This is a genomic window from Pseudomonas sp. S3(2024) (assembly GCF_036861315.1).
GTDB classification, from domain to species: domain Bacteria; phylum Pseudomonadota; class Gammaproteobacteria; order Pseudomonadales; family Pseudomonadaceae; genus Aquipseudomonas; species Aquipseudomonas putida_A.
Map to the genome: position 1 here is coordinate 59,780 of NZ_JAZAQQ010000012.1, position 18,336 is coordinate 78,115.

Sequence of the window (18,336 nt, forward strand, 5' to 3'; positions counted from 1 at the left end):
AAGGGGTGCCACGTGCAACGCACCCTTTCAGCGCACATTGCTAGCGCTGGTCTAGGGGAAACCAATAATGAAAAACCCTTACGCTCTCGGCTTCTGGTGCGCCCTGGTAGCGCTGGTGCTGCTATCGGCCACCTATTTCTACGGCATCATGCTGGCCCATCAGATCGACAAGGCCATGGTCTTCCTCGACAGTGCCACGGCGTTGATCGCGGTGATGGCAATTGTCGTGGTGGCCTGGGCGTCGATCCAGGTGCAGCGAGTCAAGAAAAGACAACTTGAACAAGGCAAGACCCTGGTGCTGATCTGGGACACCAAAGTCGCCCTGCGCCGGGTCGAAACCGTGTTCGACCGCTACTTCTGGGGCAGCTATTGGCAACCGGGACGCACCTTCGCCGAAGTCATGGGCGAACTCACCGGCACGCCGCTGGAAAAAAGCCTCGAAGCCTTGAAAAAACAGTGTCTGGAGCTCGACAAGCAGATTGCCGATGAAGGCTGGCACTGGCTCAACAATGCCCGCGAGCTGTCGGATGTCGCCACGGCCATGGCCCGTGAGCGCTATCAGCTGGATTTCTGCGACCCGCGCGCTGACGGGCCGGGCGGGGCGGTGATCGATCGGGATTTTGAAGTGCTGGTGTATACCTGGACGGCGCGGTTGAAGAGCTTTGATCATCAACTCGATGAGATCGAGGTTCAGTATTCCTGATCTTCTGGGAATTCAGTGGCCCTATCGCGAGCAGGCTCACTCCTACAGGGGAACGCATTTCAATTGTAGGAGTGAGCCTGCTCGCGATAGCGTCCTCAAAAACACTGCAACTCTCCCCGCCTGTCAGCTGTCCACACTCCCCATAGACACTCTTTAACCTTTAAACATTGGGCCGCCTCGCGCTGCCAGTGCTAATCTCCACCGCTAATTTCAGCGGAGTCGAGCCGCGACCCGGTCACGGGTTCAGGGAAGACGACGACACTTACAGCCACGGACATTGATCAGGTCATTCATGAATAAATCAGCAGGCGTGCTTCTCGGGATTGTTGTTGCCATCGGTGCGATCAGCGCCGGCGGGGCCTGGTACACCGGGACCAAGATTGAAGGCGTACTGAACAACGCCGTCAGCAACGCCAACAAAGAGCTGCAGACCGCGATGGCCGGCTCCAATGGCACCGCGTCGCTGGAGCTGGTGTCGCTGGAGCGTCACACCTTCACCAGCACCGCGCACTACCGCCTCAAGGGCGAGGGCGAGATGTTCGGCGACCAGCCGGTCGAGTTGCTGTTCGTCGACCACATCGAGCACGGCCCGCTGCCGTTCTCGCGCCTGGTGTCGCTGAAGTGGCTGCCGGTCATGGCCACCAGCAATTACGAGCTGGAAAAGAGCCCGGCCACCGAAAAATGGTTCGCCGCCACCAAGGGCGCCGCGCCGCTCAAGGGCGTGACCAACATCGGCTACGACGAATCCACCACCAGCAGCCTCGAGTTGCTGCCGCTGGAAACCGCGCTGGACGAGCAGTCGAGCCTGAAATTCTCCGGCCTGACCATGAACATCTCCGCCAGTGCCCAGGCGCAGAAGGTCAAGGCTGACGGCTACATGGACAACCTGAAACTGGTCACCGTGTCGCAGGATCAGGCGCCGGTGCAGGTCGAACTCAACGGTCTGACCCTGGCCAGCAACCTTACCAAGAGCAGCTACGGCTACTACACCGGGGAAAACACCCTGGAGCTGACCAACAGCAAAACCACTTTCGGTCCCAAGCAGTCGGTACTCGGCGTGAAGAACTTCGAAATGAAGAACCTCACCGAAGAGAGCGGCAGCAATGCCTCGGGCCGCGCTGATTACAAGGTGGGTGAAGTCACCCTCAACGACAAGAAAATCGGTTCGGCCAACATGGCCATGAGCCTGAAGAACCTCGACATCCCGTCGACGATGTCGCTGATGCAGATCTACCAGACCAAGTTGCAGCCGTACGAGAAGGAAGCGGCGGCCGCTGCCGAAGCCGGCCTGCCGGCACCGGAACTGAACCTGACCGAAGCCGAGTCGGCACAGGTCAAGGCTGACCTGCAGAAACTGCTGGCCGCCAGTCCACAGATCGCGCTGGAAAACCTGTCGCTGAAAACCGCCAACGGTGAAAGTCGCGCCAGTCTGGTGATTGACCTGACCAAGCCGCAGTCGATGGACCTGCCGCCGGATCAACTGGGTAAACAGTTGGTCGCGCTGCTGGACCTGAACATTCAGGTGTCCAAGCCGATGCTGATCGATCTGCTCAGCGTGCAAGCGCAGCTCGACGGTCAGACTGACGCCAAAGCCATCGTCGACCAGGCGAGCGCCGGTGCCGACATGTTCTCCGGCATGGCCGTCGGTTCGCAGTTGGCGACCGTCGAGGGCACCAATGTCGTGACCAAGCTGCATTACGCCGCCAATCAGGTGGAGTTCAACGGCCAGAAAATGACCGTTGAGCAGTTCGTCGGCTTCCTGATGAGCAAGTTCGCTGGCGTCACGCAAGTGCAGTAATCCTGCGTTCTAAATAACAACGCCCGGCCTCTGATCCACAGACGCCGGGCGTTTTGCTGTCTGGTGTGCGGGTTTTCGTCTGAGCCGGCGCCACGATTCTGAACAATTATTGCGTTCTGGATATTCGACTACGCTTGCATGCAAGACTGCCTGACTAAGCTTGGCTGGGTCTCTTTTGACTCGGTCTCCGTTACGAATGGGCAAGGGGGGCATTGCGACCCGGCTGGCCATGTAAGGATGCTGACGAATGCCGCGTATTGATGTTCCTGTTTTACATCGTGGTTTACGCCCGTTGTTTCGCGTTGCGCTGTGCAGCCAGTTGCTCTGGCCGGCACTGGCGTTTGCCGATACGCCCTATGATCAGATGGTGCGTGATGCCCGTGCGGGGCAGACCACGCCTGCGCTGAACGTGCTGCGCCAGGTGCCACCGGGGCAATCGACCACCGGCCAGATCAGCGATCACCTGCAGATCGCCAGTTGGGCCGGCCTCGATGCCGAGGTGGTGCAGGTCTATGAGACCCAGGGCCGTGACCGGGTGCTGCCGGTGCAGGCACTGACCGCCACCGCGCGCGCCTATCGCAACCTCAAGCGTTGGGAGCAGGCGACCCAGGTCTACAACAAGGCCCTGGCGCTGGAGCCGGACAACGCTGACCTGCAACTGGGGCTGGCGCTGACTCAGGCTGACTCGGGTAAACCCGACGAAGCCGTGACCCGCGCCAAGGCTGTGGTTGCCGCCAAACCCGACGATCCCTCACGCCGTCTCGCACTGGGCTATGCCCTGACCCGCGCCGGCAAGCAGTACGACGCGCTGTTCGAATACGATCAGGCGTTCATGCGTGCCGGCAGCAAGCCGGAAGTCGCCCGTGAATACGTGGTCGCTCTGCAAAAGGCGCGGCTGCCGGAACCGGCGCTGCGCCTGGCCAACCAACGTCCGGGGCTGATCGACCCGGTCACCTTGCGCCGCCTCGAAGGTGATCTGGCTGCCGAACGCGTGCGTCTGGCCGAACTCGCCACCCGCAGCGAAAAAGAACGCTTTGTGATCGCCGACCGCGCCTTGGCCGATTACGACAAGCTGCTCGCCACCTGGACTCCGGACGCCAGCGCCCACGATGACGTGATTCGCTGGCGCATCGACCGCATGGGCGCACTCAAGGCGCGGGCGCGCACCGCCGACGTGATCAATGAATATCAGAAGCTGCAAAGCGAAGGCGTGAAGATTCCGACCTACGCCTTGCGCTGGGTGGCGGCGTCGTATCTGGATCAGCGCCAGCCGGAAGTCTCCACTGACCTGTATCGCCAGGTGCTGTCGGCCCCCGACGCTGATGTCGGTGATCGTCTCGAAGACACCACCGCGTTGTACTACTCGCTGCTGGAAAGTGACCGCGCCGATGAAGCGCGCAAAGTCGCCGAGGATCTGGCCAAGACCCAGAAGCCGCGCGTCGAACTCAAGGGCTTGCCGATCGGCAACCCCAACGACGAATGGATGGACGCCCAGCAGCTCGCGGCGCAGGCCGGTACCTACGGCTCTGACCTGCCGCACGGCGAGGAGCGCCTGCAGACATTGGTCGATCAGGCCCCGGGCAACCTCGGTTTGCGTCTGGCCCAGGCCGATCTGTACCTGGCCCGACAGTGGCCACGCCGCGCTGAAAACCAGCTCAAGGAAACCGAAAGCATGGCCCCGCGCGACATGGGCCTGGAACTGGCTCAGGCGCGCACCGCGATGACCCTGCAGGAATGGCGGCAAATGGATGCGCTGACCGATGACGTGGTCGCGCGTTTTCCCGACAACCGCCAGGTGCAACGCGCGGCCCGCGAGCGCGAAGTGCACGACATGTCCGAATTGCGCGTCGAAGCCTACGGTGGCAAGGCCAATGGGGGCGGCGGCAGCGGCGGTGCGGGCGCGGTCAGTGGCAGCCGCGATTTCGGCATCCAGAGCACCCTGTACAGCCCGCCGATCGATGAAGACTGGCGGGTGTTCGTTGGCGCCGGTTATGCCACCGGCGACTTCGCCGAAGGCACCGGTACCGACCGTTTCCAGCGCGTGGGCCTGGAACGTCGTACCCGCGACATGAGCCTGGAAGCCGAGGTCTCCAACCACAATTACGGTTATGGCGCCAAGCAGGGCGCGCGCATCGCGATTGCCCGCGACATCAACGATAACTGGCAGTACGGCGGCAGCTTCGCCTATCTGTCGGCCGAGACGCCGTTGCGTGCGCTCAACAGCGACATCAAGGCCAACGGCGGCAACGCGTTCATCCGCTGGCGCGCCAACGAGAGCCGCGAGTGGCGGCTGTCGGTCAGCCCGTCGCACTTCAGTGATGGCAACAACCGCCTCGAGGCCTTGCTCACCGGGCGCGAGGGTGTCTACAGCGCGCCGAACGTGCAGGTCGATGCCGGTCTGGAAGTCGGCACCAGCCACAACTCGAAATCCGATGACGTGCCGTACTTCAACCCGAAGTCGGACTTCAGCGTGATGCCGACGGTCAACGTCAACCATGTGCTTTACCACCGCTACGAAACATCCTGGAGCCAGCAATTCCAGGCGGGTGCGGGCACCTACAGCCAGCGTGACCACGGCACCGGCGGCATGGCGATGCTCGGTTATGGCCAGCGTTATGCCTGGAACGACGTGTTCGAGGTGGGCGGCTTGTTCAGTGTGATCAACCGGCCCTACGACGGTGATCGGGAGACCGATCTGCGTCTGCTCGTCGACCTCACTTTCCGCTTCTAGAAGAGTTTGAAGATGCCTTTGATGACGCGTTTCATCCTTCTGCTGGGAGTGCTGCTGATCAGCGCCTGCGCCCAGCAAGCCCCGGCTTTCGCGCCGCCGTCGCAACGTCCGCTGGCGGCCAGTGAAAAACCGTGGCCGAAAAACCATGTGCTGGGCATCGCCTATCACGACGTCGAAGATCGTGACCCTGATCAGGCCGTGGTGGCGGTGCGCACCGAGCGCATGATCGAGCAGCTCGCGTGGCTGCGCGAGAACGGCTACCAACCGGTCACCGTCGACCAGATCATGGCGGCGCGCAAGGGCGGCCCGGAACTGCCGGCCAAAGCGATCCTGCTCAGCTTCGACGACGGTTACTCAAGCTTTTATACCCGCGTGTTGCCGGTGCTGCGTGCCTACAACTGGCACGCCTTGCTGGCGCCGGTCGGCACCTGGATCGACACCCCGCTCAATCAGCCAGTGGATTTTGCCGGTGCACCCCGCGCACGCTCCGACTTCCTGACCTGGGATCAGGTGCGCGAGATTTCGCGATCGGGGCTGGTGGAAATCGCCGCGCACACCGACGCCAACCACAAAGGCGTTCTTGCCAACCCGCAGGGCAACCTGCAGCCGGCGGCGGCGACGCGTCGCTACGATCCGCTCACCAAACGCTACGAATCCGAAGAGGAGTTCCGTGCCCGGATACGCAATGACGTCGCGGCCATCTCGGAAAAAATCCGCAAGGTCACCGGCAAAAAACCGCGCATCTGGGTCTGGCCGTACGGCACGGCGGACGGCACTTCGCTGACCGTGGTCGGCGAGCAGGGCTACGAAATGGCCCTGACCCTGGACGACGGTCTCGACGCTCTCGACAACCTGATGAGCAGCCCGCGTTTCCTGGTGGCCTCCGATCCTGACGGCGAGCATTTCGCCAACAGCATTGTTGGCGTGCAGTCGGATTTCGCCATGCGTGTGGTGCACGTCGATCTCGACAACGTTTATGACCCGGACCCGGCGCAGCAGGAAATCAACCTCGGCAAGCTGATTCAGCGCATGGCCGACATGGGCGCCAATACCGTGTTCCTGCAGGCCTTCGCTGATCCGAAGGGCGACGGACTGGTTCACTCGCTGTACTTCCCCAACCGTCACCTGCCGGTGCGCGCCGACATTTTCGATCGCGTTGCCTGGCAACTGCGGACTCGGGCGCACGTGAAAGTGTTCGCGTGGATGCCGGTGCTGAGTTTCGGCCTCGATGCGAAGCTGCCGCGTGTTACGCGCTGGGATCCGAAAACCGGCACCACTTCGGTCGATCCGGGCCAGTATCAACGCCTGTCGCCATTCGATCCGCAAGTACGGCGGATCATCGGTGAAATCTACGAAGACGTGGCGCGCCTGACCTCGGTCGACGGCATCCTTTATCACGACGACGCGGTGCTCTCGGACTTCGAAGACGCCAGCCCCGAGGCCCTGAAGGCTTATGCCGCGCATGGCTTGCCGGGGTCAATTGCTGCGCTTCGCGATGATCCGGCAGCCATGCAGCGCTGGACGCGGTTCAAGAGCCAATACCTGATCGACTTCACCAATGAGCTGACCGCCAAGGTGCGTGCGATCCGTGGCCCGCAGGTGCTGACCGCACGCAACATCTTCGCCGAGCCGGTGCTCAATCCTGAGAGCGAAGCCTGGTTTGCGCAGAACCTCGACGATTTCCTCGTGACCTACGACTGGACGGCGCCGATGGCCATGCCACTGATGGAAAAACAGACCCAGGCGCAATCCGGCCCGTGGCTTGAAGAACTGGTGGCGAAGATCAAACAGCGCCCCGGTGCACTGGATCGCACAGTCTTCGAACTGCAGGCCCGCGACTGGACGAAAAAGGATCAGGCCGACATCGACGGCGCCCAATTGGCCGACTGGATGGGCCGGCTCAAGCGTCAGGGTGCGACCAGTTTCGGTTACTACCCGGACAACTTCCTCGACAACCTGCCGGACCTGAAAACCGTAAGGCCTGCGCTCTCCAACAAATGGAACCCATGACATGCTGGATAGACTGTTAGCCCTGCTTGTTCTGGCGCTCGTCCTCGGCGTGCCGCTGGGGTTGATCTTCCTGGTCACCGGGCAGTTCCTGATGGACTTCGTGTTCTTCTACCCGTTGTTCATGTCCGGGCTGTGGATTGCCGGCGGCCTGTATTTCTGGCTGCACTGGGAACGCCACTGGCCGTGGAAGGACGACACTTTGCCGCCGCCACTGGAAGGCGAGCCGCTGATCTCGATCCTGATCCCTTGCTACAACGAAGGCGAAAACGCTGCCGACACCATTCACGCGGCGCTGGCCCAGCACTACCCGAACATCGAAGTCATCGCGATCAACGACGGCTCCAAGGACAACACCGCCGAAGTGCTCGACCGGCTCGCTCAGGAAGACCCACGCCTGCGGGTGCTGCATCTGGCGGAAAACCAGGGCAAGGCCGTGGCCCTGCGCATGGGTGCGATTGCTGCGCGCAGCGAATATCTGGTGTGCATCGACGGCGACGCGCTGCTGGCGCCGAACACGGCGGCCTATCTGGTGGCGCCGATGCTCGACAACGCGCGGCTTGGCGCAGTGACCGGCAACCCGCGCATCCGCACACGTTCGACCCTGGTCGGGCGGGTGCAGGTCGGCGAGTTCTCGTCGATCATCGGCTTGATCAAACGCACGCAGCGGGTGTTCGGGCGGATCTTCACCGTGTCCGGGGTGATCGTCGCGTTTCGTCGTACCGCGTTGAACCGGGTCGGCTACTGGAGCCCGGACATGATCACCGAAGACATCGACATCAGCTGGAAGCTGCAACTCGATCACTGGAGCATCTTCTACGAGCCGCGCGCGCTGTGCTGGATCCTCATGCCGGAAACCCTGCGCGGTCTGTGGAAGCAGCGCCTGCGCTGGGCCCAGGGCGGTGCCGAGGTGCTGTTCAAGAACATTCGCGGGATCTGGCAGTACCGTCATCGTTATTTGTGGCCACTGCTGTTCGAGTACTGCCTGTCGACCGGGTGGGCCTTCACCTTCCTGCTATCGGTGATCTTTTGGGGCGTGGGCAAGTTCGTGGTCATGCCGGAATCGATTGCCGTGCATCACCTGATGCCCCCGGCGTTCACCGGCCTGTTGCTGGCGTTCGTCTGCCTGGTGCAATTCGCGGTCAGCATCATCATCGACCGGCGCTATGAACCGGGTCTGGGCCGAACCATGTTCTGGGTGGTCTGGTATCCGATCGCGTTCTGGCTGGTCAGCCTGCTCACCACCTTGGTCAGTTTCCCCAAAGTGCTGTTTGGTCAACACCAGAAGCGTGCGCGTTGGGTCAGCCCTGACCGGGGTATCAAACCGGTCGGCGACGACGAAGAGGAGGTCATCAAATGAAAATCATCCGGACCCGCCAGCGGCCCTTCCTGGTGGTAGTCGATGTGGTCCTCACCGTGCTGGCCTGGGTCGGCCTGCTGTTTCTGCTGATTCGCGGACTGTGGCCGTTGATCGAGACCCACGCCGGTGGGCCGCGCATCGATAATTCGGCATTCGAGGCTCTGGGTACGTTGCAGATCTACCTGTGGGTGGCGCTGGTCAACGCAGTGATCCTGATTGGTTGGGCGCGTTATCAGCAGCGCAAAAGCAGAAGCTTCGCCCAGCGTCGTTTGCCGGCACCGGTGGTCGATGATGAAGGGCTGAGCAAGAGCTTCCGCCTGTGCGATGACCGCCTGGAGAAGCTGCGCACACCCGGGGTGATGACCATCCACAACGACCAGGAAGGTGATATCAGCCATGTGGTGCTGAACTTTCGTCCACTGGCACCGACGGAATTGCCGCCACCGCTGGCGCCGCTGGAACATCCACGGGTGATCTTTCTGCACGCCGAGGATGACGATAATCGCGACCCGGTGAACCGCCTCACCTGAACGACTCCCCTGTAGGAGCTGCCGAAGGCTGCGATCTGTTGATTTTAAAGATCAAAAGATCGCAGCCTTCGGCAGCGCCTACATTGTTCAGCGTTCAGCATTCAGCATTCAGCATTCAGCCGCGAATCAGTTCCCACGCGTCTTCCATCGTCAGCGGCTGTTTCATGCGTTCGGCCAGCATCGCCATGGCCCGCTCCTCCTCGCATGCCACAGCGGCAACCACCACGCCGTTCTGTCCGAACAGGCCAATAAAGGGCGGATGCTCGGGTTCGCCCTTGAACTCGATTTCATCCCACTGACTGGCGTGGCCCAGGTAGTCGTAGTTCCTGCCGAAGTGCCAGGTCCAGAAAAACGGCACATCCAGATAATGCTCATCGGCGCCCAACATGTTGGCGGCAGCGATGCGTGCGTGCTGCTGGGCCAGGCGCCAATGCTCAATGCGCTGCGGCTGGCCGCTCAGGGTGAACGTGGCGATATCGCCAATCGCCCATAGACCTTCGCAGACCCGCAGACCGGCATCGACGCGCAGGGACCGGTCTTTCTCCCTTGGCAGCGAAGCGAACGCTTCTGTGGCCGGATGAACGCCAACCCCCGCCAGCACCAGATCCGCCGAAATGCGCAAACCGTTGTCCAGCAACACCGCCTCGACCTTGCCGTCGCCAGTGATTTCCCGGGCTTCGTGATCGGTGATGAATTTCACCCCGTGTTGTTCGTGGAGCGCGCGGATCGCCTTGCCCACCGCTTCACCGAATTGCGCGGCAAACGGGATGGCGTGGCGGGCGATGACTGTGACGTCGAGGCCGAACTGACGCAGGGCCGAGGCGCATTCGAGGGCGATAAAGCTGTCGCCGATGATCACGGCGCGCTGGTCAGGTTTGGCCTCGCGCATGATCTGTTCGGCCTGGGCTTTCGAGCGCAGCACAAACACCTGCGGCAGGTCGGCGCCGGGCAGTTGCAGCGGATTGGGCTTGCCGCCGGTGGCGAGCACCGCGGCGTCGTAGCGCAGGGATTGGCCGTCGCTCAGATGCAGGGTTTTCGCTGAAGCGTCGAGGGCAGTGATTGCGCCTTGTCGGCGTTCGATGCGCTGCTCTTGATAAAAATCTTCATCGCGCAGAGGCGGAGTTTCCTGCGCCGACATCTCGCCGGCGAGGACGAATTTGCTCAGCACCGTGCGGTCGTAACCGGCCTCCGCTTCGCGGTCGAGCATGATGATCCGGCCACCGAAACCTTTCTCCCGCAATGCGGCCGCGCACGCCGTGCCGGCTGCACCTGCGCCGACAATCACAAAGGTGCGCGGATCATCGGCCGGAGGCGTGTGCGCATCCGGCAGCGGTTGATCATCGACCCAGACCTCATCGCCTCGTAACTCCAGCGGATAACGCTTGAGGCTGTCGAGGGCCGGTGGCTCGCACAACGCGCCGTCTTCGACGCGAAATGCGGCTTTATGCCAAGGACAGATCAGGCGTCCGTTGCACAGCGCGCCGTCAGCCAGTGGCGCCCCGGCATGTGGGCATTCGCCTTGAAATGCGCGCAGTTGGCCATTGGCGTGGAGCAGGACAATCTTGCGCTCGCCGATTTCGACTTGCAGGCCACGGTCTTCGGGGACATCGGCGACACGGGCGACATGGTGCAGGCTCATGTTCGTGCTCCTGACAGGCATTTCTCTTACGAGTTTGCGCCGCAGTGCGAGGTTCAGCCAATTGCCACTGCCAAGGTACGAACGGTACAGCTATAGTTTGCAGGCCGACGAAGGCCCAACTGCACAAGGTACTCCCGGAATGACCCGATTGACCTCTCTCAACCCTTGGCTGGCGGCCGTCGCCGTCGCCCTTTGCGTGCAGTTTCCGGCGCAGGCGGCCGAGCGCTTTACCCTCGACATCCCCGGTGTCTCGGACAACCGTCTGTTCACCTCGGCCGCCGCGAGCGATGCGACCGGTTGCGGTGGCAAGAACCAGTCGCCGGCGCTGGCGTGGAACGCCGGGCCTGCCGGTACTTTGAGCTACGCGATCGTCATGCACGACCCGGACGGCCAGAAAGGTGCTGGCGTCGATCACTGGATTCACTACGGCATCAAGGCCACCACCCGGCAGATCCCGGCCGGCGTCGGCGCCAAATCCAGTCTTGAAGGCGTGGGCGGTACCAACAGTAAAGGCACCACCCATTACATCGGGCCGTGCCCACCGGTCGGCGACAGCGCCCACCACTACATCATTCAGATTTACGCCCTGGATCTGGCCCCGGACGCCTTGCCCGCCGGCCTGACCCGCGCCGAACTGATGGACAAAATCAAAGGCCACGTACTGCGTAACAGCAGCGTGGTGCGGCGTTATCACCGCTAAAAAAATTTTCAGCGGCGTTTAACCCGATCTGAAAGGGCTGCCCGTCTCATTGGATGAATGGATCACTTTCATCCCGAGGTCAGCCCCCATGTCCCGCTCCCTGCCTTTTCTGCGACCCGTTGCCGTCGGTGTGTTGTTGACCGTCGCCGGTTGCGGCGTGTCTTCCAATCCCGAATCGGCTGCCGTTCCGGCGCCAGCCCAGCCACAGGCATCGATTGAGCATGAAGCGCTCGCTGCCGACAGTGTGCTGCCCAAACGCAGCGCACGTGCGATGTCGATTGCCAGTTTCGCGGCGATGCCGGCCCCGGAAAGTTATCCACAAGGCTATCGCGACGAGCAGCGCGAGCAATATCAGGCCCTGGCCGATAATCCGATCCATAGCGTGGCCGAATCTCCGGTTTCGACCTTCAGCGCCGACGTCGATACCGGCGCCTACGCCAACGTCCGGCGTCTGCTCAATCAGGGACGCCTGCCTCCGGAAGGTGCGGTGCGGCTGGAAGAGATGGTCAATTACTTTCCCTACAACTATGCGCTGCCCAGCGATGGCTCGCCCTTCGGCGTAACCACCGAACTGGCCGTCACCCCGTGGAATCCGCACACCCGCCTTCTGCGCATCGGCATCAAGGCCTCCGACCGGGCTGTGGCGGAACTGGCTCCGGCGAATCTGGTGTTTCTGGTGGATGTGTCCGGCTCGATGGATCGCCGCGAAGGGTTGCCACTGGTCAAAAGCACATTGAAACTGCTGGTCGATCAGTTGCGCGAGGAGGATCGGGTGTCGCTGGTGGTGTATGCCGGCGAATCCCGCGTGGTGCTGCAGCCGACTTCCGGACGCGACAAGGCGAAAATTCGCACAGCCATCGAGCAATTGACCGCAAGCGGTTCAACCGCTGGCGCGTCGGGCATCGAACTGGCCTATCAAATGGCGCAGCAGGCGTTCATTCCCAAAGGCATCAACCGCATCCTGTTGGCCACCGACGGTGACTTCAACGTCGGCGTCAGCGACTTCGACAGCCTCAAACAAATGGCTGTGGATAAACGCAAAACCGGGATTTCCCTGACCACCCTGGGTTTCGGTGTGGATAACTACAATGAACACTTGATGGAGCAACTGGCCGACGCCGGCGACGGCAACTACGCCTACATCGACAACCTGCGCGAGGCGCGCAAAGTGCTGGTGGATCAACTCGGTTCGACCCTGGCGGTGGTGGCAAAAAACGTCAAATTGCAGGTGGAATTCAACCCGGCGCAGGTCAGTGAATATCGCCTGCTTGGCTACGAAAACCGCACCTTGAAGCGTGAGGATTTCAGCAATGACAAAGTCGATGCCGGTGAAGTCGGCGCAGGACACACGGTGACCGCGCTGTATGAAATTGTCCCGGCAGGTAAGCAGGGCTGGCTGGAACCGCTGCGCTACGGTAAATCGGAGAAGGTGGTTGCTGCGAAGGATGGAGAATTGGCGATGCTGCGTGTGCGTTATCAACAGCCTGAAGGTGGGAAAAGTCTGCTGATCGAGCGGCCGATTGCCAATCAGGTTGCACCAGCCAGCGAGGACCTGCGTTTTGCGGCGGCGGTGGCGGCGTTTTCCCAGCAGCTCAAGGACGCTCGCTACACCGGCGACTTCAGCCTCAAGGACACCGAAACCCTGGCCCGTGGCGCTCGGGGCGACGACCGCTTCGGCTTGCGCAACGAGTTCGTGCAACTGGTGGAACTGGCGCAAAGCCTGCGCACCTCAACCGCATCGATCGCGATGCCCACTGAGCGACGGATTGAATAGTGAGCCGCTTGCAAGGCTTCATCAGTCAGCTGTTTGCTACGCCAGACAGCCCGGCCGCCAGCAGCGATGAAACCCTGCTGGCGCGTTATCGCGAGGGCGACGGCGCGGCGTTCGAGATTCTGTACGCGCGCCATCGTCAGGGTTTGTATCGGTTTCTGCTTGGATTGAGCGGCAAACCGGAACTGGCTGACGAAGTGTTTCAGGACACCTGGCTGAGCCTGATCCGCAGCACGAGTCAGCCACAGGGACGGGCGACGTTTCGTACATGGCTGTTCCAGATTGCGCGCAATCGGCTGATCGATCACTGGCGCAAACACGGCGCACATCAGCCGCTGCACGACAGCTACGACGAACAGCTGCATGCGATTGGCGACGAGACCAATGATCCCGAACAATTACTGAACCTCAGCCGCGACAGCCAGCGCCTGAAAAGCGCTCTGCAAACCTTGCCTGCCGACCAGCGTGAAGTGTTCCTGCTGCGTGCCCACGGCGACCTCGACCTGGCACAAATCGCCAGCCTCACCGAAACACCGCTGGAAACCGTCAAGAGCCGCTTGCGCTACGCCCAGCAAAAACTGCGTCGGCTGCTGGCCGAGGAGGTACTGACATGACTGACGCCCGCCAGACACCCGAAGAATCTGTGATCAAACATGTACGCGAACAGCACAATGTTGAACCGCCGGCGCACCTTGATGCGTTCATCCTCAATGCTGCTCACCGCGAAACACCCGTGCCCAAGCCAGGCCTGTGGCAACGCTGGCTGCGGGCCTGTCAGAAACCGCGTTGGCAGGTCGCATTCGCCAGCGTGGTCGGTGTGGCACTGATGCTGTCGCTGGTGCAACGTGCGCCTGAGCCAAAACCGCAATTCGACTTCGCACCGGCGGCCAAACCGGCTGCGCCACTGGCGCGCAAACAAGCCCCCGAAGCATTGTCCGCCCCCGCGCCGATGGCAGAAATGGCCGCGCCAATGCACAGCGAGGCGTTCAGCGCCGATGAAGCCAAAACCAGCAAACGCGCCGCCGCCCCGGCCAACGGCCTCGACGAACAACTGCGCGAAGTCTTGCGCCTGCGCGAATCCGGCCAATCGAAAGCGGCCGACACCCTGTTCAACAACCTGCACAAACGCTACCCGAACGCCGACCTCGACGCCCGACTGGAAAAAATCCAGAAGAACTGACCGCCCTGTTCGCCCAGCCATTTGGCATTGCCCCGCAAAAACGCGCACTATCGGGCCATAGCTGAATCGCTGGAGAACAACGTGGCAGCAAAAATCGACCGCATCGCCCAACTCCTCAACTGCCCGCAGAAGGGCGAGGAGATGCGGCGCGCGATTACCGAGGCGCGCAAGGAGTTTCTGCTGAACCAGTCGGAAGAAGACGTCGTGGAAGAAGACGAGGTTTTTGAGGAGGTTGGGGAAGAAGAGGAAGACGACGATTACGATGAGTTTGACTGGACGACGGAGTGACGGATAACCATGGAGCTCCCCCCAAAGTACTGAGCGCTGAGGGTGTCGGACAGCGATGCTAGAAAAACAACGATCGATTTTCTTGGGGCTACCCAAGAAACTGCCCAAGAAACCACCTCAGAAACTACCCAAGAAAGCTACCTGACCCGACTCAAGTACGAGGCTCGAACCGTCAAGTTTTACTTGATGGTTGTCCTTTTTGGAAAGTCTGGCCGGATATCGTTCGAGAGTTAGTACATCAGCATGTCAGACAGCAACAGGCAGGTACGTCATTTTTAGCGGTATCAACCGCTTGGTCTCCGAATCGGTCTGGCCGTAATGCTCAATCAATGCGCGTACGAGGTTGTCCAATGTCCAAAGCGTTAGCGGTACATTTGCCCGCTCAGCTTCGTAATAGGCGTCCTTACTGAAACCGCCGGTACTCACATAAAGTCCGCGATCATCCTTGTGCCGCCCACCAAGGAAGCTGCGGATTTGCTGACTGCCCATCTGCTCTTTGCGGTGCTTAACCTCCACGATGATTCGTGGATTCTCAAAGCCGAATCCATCCGGTGAGGCGATGATGTCCTTCCCGCGATCAGGTCCCGCCGGAGAGACCTGCGTCTTGTAGCCCATCGCTCGCAAAATACCGGCGACAAGGTGCTGCATATCGTCCCACGGTAAAGCGCTGATCAAATCTTTGATTCGTTCAAGCGCCAGACTTTCCATACCTGCCAGAGGATCGCTGTCCGGATATTCTTCTTCGACTGGAGGTAGCGCAGGAGGCTTGTTGCCAGCTGCCATCGCTTTCAGTTCTTGGAGTGCAAAATCCGGAACGACGAACACCGTGAGGGTTGAGCCGAGGCTGTTTTTGCTGGCTGAAGTGAGGCTGTCGCGATCAACCTCTTGATCTATCCACTGCACTGGGCGTGTCAGGGACATGCCGAGGTCGGCCAAGTCAGGGTTGTGTTTGAAATCGCCCGTGATCTTGCCGACAAGATAGGTGCGGTTGGCGGGAGAGTAGGTAACGACCCAATCGCCGGGCTGTATTTCGTTGATGAAGCGCCAAACCTGCGATGCGCCTGATATGGCGGTGCCGGGTTTGATGTTGGGCTCAATGTCTTGATAGAGGCGAGTGACTTCCTTGCGCGACATCCCGGGCTTGGCAAGCGGTGCGAGCTGCGACCACCCGATTGCGACCACGCCACGCTCACGGAAGTCATCGTACAGGCGACCAGACTCGCCACGGATCATCCACATTTTGGTCATATCACCTCCTTGGTTTTGAGTTTCGAATGGGATTGCTAGTTTTCCCGACCGACATCTCTTAGCGCATTGCATAAGGTAGAAGCTTCAGTCATGGGCGGCAAATGCCGAAGATTTCGTCGATAACGTTTAGTCCGTCGACCGGGGCAGTTGTCAACTCTAAGTTGACAACTGCCCCGTCTGGCCAAGTCTTGCGTAATCATTTGCCAGAAAAAACCAACGTCCACAAAAAAGCCCCGGACCATCACAGTCCGGGGCTTTCTCGTTTAAATCAGTGGTGCACCAGGCGGGATTCGAACCCACGACCCCTGCCTTCGGAGGGCAGTACTCTATCCAGCTGAGCTACTGGTGCAGCGGGCGACATCATACCTAGGTCGGCTCGGGGCGTCCATGCCGGGTTTTGGCGGGTTTTGTCAGTGCGCGTGTCGGTGCGCAGACGCTGCATTCCTTAAAGCTGTAACGTCCTGCAAAACCCTCGCTTGGCGCTTTTTCCTGGCTGATCTATGGTTTGGCTGCGGCCGGGGCTTTTTGCTCGTTGATCTGAAAAAACCAGCAAACGCTGGGATTTTGTTCTTTTTTTCGAACGACCTATTGTCCTTTACCCCCTTTGCTCCTACGATCCGTTTGAGATTTCAAACGCTCTTTGACGGGGTGTGGATGCGCAGGTGCTGTGAATAACGCACGATCGCTGCGCCTCACCCGGTAGATGATTTCCCTGACGGCAGCCTTGCGAGGCGCCTTTCTACAATCATAATTTTGCTCCGCGCAGGCCGCGGTGCTGTTAAGGAAAGCCGACATGCAGCTTAAAGATACCCAGTTGTTCCGCCAGCAAGCCTTCATTGATGGCGCTTGGGTCGATGCGGACAACGGTCAGACGATCAAGGTCAACAACCCGGCCACCGGCGAAATTCTCGGTACCGTGCCGAAAATGGGCGCCGCCGAAACCCGCCGCGCCATCGAAGCCGCTGACAAAGCGCTGCCGGCCTGGCGTGCACTGACCGCCAAGGAGCGTGCAGGCAAGCTGCGTCGCTGGTTCGAACTGATGATCGAGAACCAGGACGACCTCGCGCGCCTGATGACCCTCGAGCAAGGCAAGCCGCTGGCCGAAGCCAAGGGCGAAATCGTTTACGCCGCTTCGTTCATCGAGTGGTTCGCCGAAGAAGCCAAGCGTATCTACGGCGACGTGATCCCGGGCCACCAGCCGGACAAGCGCCTGATCGTGATCAAGCAGCCGATCGGCGTTACTGCTGCCATCACTCCGTGGAACTTCCCGGCGGCGATGATCACCCGTAAAGCCGGCCCTGCGCTGGCCGCCGGTTGCACCATGGTGCTCAAGCCGGCTTCGCAAACCCCATTCTCCGCCTTCGCTCTGGCTGAACTGGCGCAGCGTGCCGGCATCCCTAAAGGTGTGTTTAGCGTGGTCTCCGGCAGCGCCGGCGACATCGGCAGCGAACTGACCAGCAACCCGATCGTGCGCAAGCTGTCCTTCACCGGCTCGACCGAAATCGGCCGTCAGCTGATGTCGGAATGCGCCAAGGACATCAAGAAAGTCTCGCTGGAACTGGGCGGCAACGCGCCGTTCATCGTGTTCGACGACGCGGACCTGGATAAGGCCGTCGAAGGCGCGATCATTTCCAAATACCGCAACAATGGCCAGACCTGCGTCTGCGCCAACCGTCTGTACATTCAGGATTCGGTTTACGACGCGTTCGCCGAGAAGCTGAAAGTGGCGGTGGCCAAGCTGAAGATCGGCAACGGTCTGGAAGAAGGCACCACCACTGGCCCGCTGATCGACGAAAAAGCCGTGGCCAAGGTGCAAGAGCACATCGCTGACGCCGTGGCCAAAGGCGCCACCGTGCTGGCCGGTGGCAAGCCGATGGAAGGCAACTTCTTCGAGCCGACCATCCTGACCAACGTGCCGAAAGACGCGGCGGTGGCCAAGGAAGAAACCTTCGGCCCGCTGGCGCCGCTGTTCCGCTTCAAAGACGAAGCCGAAGTGATCGCGATGTCGAACGACACCGAGTTCGGTCTGGCGTCGTACTTCTACGCTCGTGACCTCGGTCGTGTGTTCCGCGTGGCGGAAGCGCTGGAATATGGCATGGTCGGCGTCAACACCGGGCTGATCTCCAACGAAGTCGCGCCGTTTGGCGGCATCAAGGCCTCGGGCCTGGGCCGTGAAGGCTCCAAGTACGGCATCGAAGATTACCTGGAAATCAAATACCTCTGCCTGGGCATCTAAGCCTCGGTAGAAGATCGCTGTAAACGCAAAGGGCACGAGAGCGCTGTCCCTTTGCGTCGTTTCAAACCGGAATTTTCTCTGCGGCCGGGAACGCCGTGGCAGTCGATCATCGCATGCTGCCACCGCCGATTCCTCCCGCTTAATC

14 protein-coding genes and 1 tRNA gene are annotated in these 18,336 nt (G+C 60.9%); 12 read left to right on the forward strand and 3 right to left on the reverse strand.

Annotation, left to right across the window (positions count from 1 at the left end):
- Window positions 1-67 precede the first annotated feature (67 nt).
- From VLA07_RS24015 to pgaD, 6 genes are all read left to right on the forward strand, one after another.
- The gene (locus tag VLA07_RS24015; RefSeq protein WP_025113416.1) at window positions 68-703 is read left to right on the forward strand and encodes a hypothetical protein; all 636 of its coding nucleotides are present in this window, start codon (window positions 68-70) and stop codon (window positions 701-703) included.
- A 292-nt stretch (window positions 704-995) separates the two neighbouring features.
- Window positions 996-2,501 carry a YdgA family protein gene (locus VLA07_RS24020; RefSeq protein ID WP_096796921.1) on the forward strand — a complete coding sequence of 502 codons (1,506 nt, stop codon included), beginning with the start codon at window positions 996-998 and terminating at the stop codon, window positions 2,499-2,501.
- 247 nt (window positions 2,502-2,748) lie between these two features.
- Entirely contained in the window at window positions 2,749-5,232 is a 2,484-nt protein-coding gene (gene pgaA / locus VLA07_RS24025) for a poly-beta-1,6 N-acetyl-D-glucosamine export porin PgaA (RefSeq protein ID WP_333991897.1), read from the forward strand.
- A 12-nt stretch (window positions 5,233-5,244) separates the two neighbouring features.
- Window positions 5,245-7,242, forward strand: coding sequence for a poly-beta-1,6-N-acetyl-D-glucosamine N-deacetylase PgaB (gene pgaB / locus VLA07_RS24030; protein ID WP_333991899.1), 1,998 nt, complete (start codon window positions 5,245-5,247; stop codon window positions 7,240-7,242).
- A gap of 1 nt (window position 7,243) precedes the next feature.
- Window positions 7,244-8,599: a poly-beta-1,6-N-acetyl-D-glucosamine synthase gene (gene pgaC / locus VLA07_RS24035; RefSeq protein WP_007961454.1), complete on the forward strand. Its 1,356-nt coding sequence runs from the start codon at window positions 7,244-7,246 to the stop codon at window positions 8,597-8,599.
- Entirely contained in the window at window positions 8,596-9,129 is a 534-nt protein-coding gene (gene pgaD / locus VLA07_RS24040; RefSeq protein ID WP_333991901.1) for a poly-beta-1,6-N-acetyl-D-glucosamine biosynthesis protein PgaD, read from the forward strand. The genes pgaC and pgaD overlap by 4 nt, the downstream gene beginning before the upstream one ends.
- A 115-nt stretch (window positions 9,130-9,244) precedes the next feature.
- On the opposite strand, the gene VLA07_RS24045 is transcribed toward pgaD, so the two are convergent.
- The gene (locus VLA07_RS24045) at window positions 9,245-10,768 is read right to left on the reverse strand and encodes an FAD-dependent oxidoreductase (protein ID WP_333991903.1); all 1,524 of its coding nucleotides are present in this window, start codon (window positions 10,766-10,768) and stop codon (window positions 9,245-9,247) included.
- Window positions 10,769-10,907: 139 nt separating this feature from the next.
- Here VLA07_RS24045 and VLA07_RS24050 point away from each other — a divergent pair, with 139 nt between their 5' ends.
- The 5 genes from VLA07_RS24050 (at window position 10,908) to VLA07_RS24070 (ending at window position 14,707) form a co-directional block, all read left to right on the forward strand.
- Complete coding sequence (locus VLA07_RS24050) at window positions 10,908-11,468, forward strand: YbhB/YbcL family Raf kinase inhibitor-like protein (RefSeq protein WP_115988485.1); 561 nt, start codon at window positions 10,908-10,910, stop codon at window positions 11,466-11,468.
- An 88-nt stretch (window positions 11,469-11,556) separates the two neighbouring features.
- On the forward strand, window positions 11,557-13,242 hold the full coding sequence (locus tag VLA07_RS24055) for a vWA domain-containing protein (RefSeq protein ID WP_333991906.1): 1,686 nt from the start codon (window positions 11,557-11,559) through the stop codon (window positions 13,240-13,242).
- Between the two features lie 29 nt (window positions 13,243-13,271).
- Entirely contained in the window at window positions 13,272-13,853 is a 582-nt protein-coding gene (locus VLA07_RS24060) for an RNA polymerase sigma factor (protein ID WP_333991972.1), read from the forward strand.
- Window positions 13,850-14,419 carry a hypothetical protein gene (locus VLA07_RS24065; protein ID WP_150369363.1) on the forward strand — a complete coding sequence of 190 codons (570 nt, stop codon included), beginning with the start codon at window positions 13,850-13,852 and terminating at the stop codon, window positions 14,417-14,419. The genes VLA07_RS24060 and VLA07_RS24065 overlap by 4 nt, the downstream gene beginning before the upstream one ends.
- 57 nt (window positions 14,420-14,476) lie before the next feature.
- The gene (locus VLA07_RS24070) at window positions 14,477-14,707 is read left to right on the forward strand and encodes a hypothetical protein (protein WP_414888209.1); all 231 of its coding nucleotides are present in this window, start codon (window positions 14,477-14,479) and stop codon (window positions 14,705-14,707) included.
- A 246-nt stretch (window positions 14,708-14,953) separates the two neighbouring features.
- Here the strand turns inward: VLA07_RS24070 and VLA07_RS24075 are convergent, their stop codons facing one another.
- Together VLA07_RS24075 and VLA07_RS24080 are read right to left on the reverse strand one after the other, a co-directional pair.
- Window positions 14,954-15,955: a restriction endonuclease gene (locus VLA07_RS24075; protein ID WP_150369365.1), complete on the reverse strand. Its 1,002-nt coding sequence runs from the start codon at window positions 15,953-15,955 to the stop codon at window positions 14,954-14,956.
- Between the two features lie 272 nt (window positions 15,956-16,227).
- Window positions 16,228-16,304 (reverse strand) — tRNA-Arg (locus VLA07_RS24080).
- A gap of 444 nt (window positions 16,305-16,748) precedes the next feature.
- Here VLA07_RS24080 and gabD point away from each other — a divergent pair.
- A complete protein-coding gene (gene gabD / locus VLA07_RS24085) occupies window positions 16,749-18,191 on the forward strand; it encodes an NADP-dependent succinate-semialdehyde dehydrogenase (protein ID WP_007963502.1) in 1,443 nt (480 codons plus the stop codon).
- The last annotated feature ends 145 nt before the right edge of the window (window positions 18,192-18,336 follow it).